This window comes from Saccharopolyspora sp. NPDC045839, assembly GCF_056431645.1.
In genome coordinates this window covers 1-1,408 of the sequence record NZ_JBWKKH010000078.1, presented here as the reverse complement: position 1 = coordinate 1,408, position 1,408 = coordinate 1, and the positions used below count along the sequence as shown (strand labels likewise).

The window sequence follows — 1,408 nt, the reverse complement described above, 5'->3', positions numbered from 1 at the left end:
CTAGTAGTACTTCGTTAAGTTTGTCTTCGTTTGGGGAGTTTTCTTTGGCATGTGGGGCAAACGCCGGTCCAGCACAGTAAGACGCTTTGGAGCAGTGTCAGGGTCTGGTAGAAGGTCAGGCCGGCGTGGGGGCTTTTGGGTTCAGCCGCCGGAGGGTGAGGAAGGCGTGGGCGGCGGTGACGAGGGTGGCGTGGTGGTGCCAGCCGCGCCAGGTGCGGCCTTCGAAGTGGTCGAGTCCGAGGCCGTGTTTGAGTTCGCGGTAGTCGTGTTCGATCCGCCAGCGGATCTTGGCCAGTCGCACCAGTTTTCGGATGGGTGTGGTGGTGGGCAGGTTGGTGATCCAGTAATCGGTGGGTGCTTCGGCGCCGGGTGGCCATTCGGCCAGCAGGGTCGCGGTAGGCAGCACACCGTCCCAGTCGCGTCCTCCGTTCTCGCTGCGGATGAGGTCGGTCATGGCCCGGCCGGCGGGGCGGATCGTGATCACCCGGAACTTCGAGTGCATCGGCCCCCTGCTGCCGTGGCGCCAGGTGATCTTGCGGAACGCGCCGCGTCCCTCGGCGGTGGCGATCTCGGCCAGCGGGGCCGCCGGTTCGTGGTAGCGGGGCGCCGGGCGTCGACCGCGTCCCGGGTAGGCAGCCGTGGCAGGCATAGCGTCGGCGAGGTGAGCGTTCTCGTTGCCCCGGACGGCCACGACGTAGTCCATGCCTCGCGCGGCCAGGCCGTGCCGGAACGCAGCGGCCTGGCCATAACCGGCATCGCCGACCACCACTGGCGGCGTGAGTTCCTGTGCGATCAGTTCATCGAGAATCTCCAAAGCCAGCCGCCATTTTTCGGTATGACCAACCTCGGCGGGCATTCCGGTGCGAGCCCGGCGTGGATCGTCCCGGTCGTCCCACCCCTTGGGGACGAACAGCCGCCACGACAACGGGCACGATGCCGCATCGGTGACTCCGTGCACACTGACCCCGACCTGGCAGTTGGCCTGCTTGCCCAGCGCGCCGCAGTACTGGCGCGCCACCGCCACCGACTGATCACCGGATTTGGGAAACGACACATCATCGACCACCCACGCCTGCGGGCCAATCGCGTCGGTCATCTTGCGCGCGATCGTGCGCAACACCGGTTCGTGGTCCCACGGAGACTGATTCACAAACTGCTGAAGGGCCTGCATATTCCCGTCCGGCAACCGCTCGGCCATCGGCTGAATCGACTTCCGGGCGCCATCCAGCATCAACCCCCGCAGATAGCAGTCCCCCTGCCGTCGCTGGTCCTTCCGTGACACCGAAGCGAACACCTCGCCCACGAACTCGCTCAACTCGCCCCGAAGACGTTCCACCGCACCAAGATCCACACCAAGATCATGAAGCAAACCACCAACAAGATCAACACCTAACGAAGTACTACTAGG

Annotated in this window: 1 protein-coding gene; it reads right to left on the bottom strand. The window is 65.1% G+C overall.

Annotation, left to right across the window (positions count from 1 at the left end; all coding sequences use genetic code 11):
• Positions 1-115: 115 nt before the first annotated feature.
• The gene (locus tag AC07EQ_RS43360) at positions 116-1,351 is read right to left on the bottom strand and encodes an IS701 family transposase (protein WP_478393613.1); all 1,236 of its coding nucleotides are present in this window, start codon (positions 1,349-1,351) and stop codon (positions 116-118) included.
• Positions 1,352-1,408 lie beyond the last annotated feature (57 nt).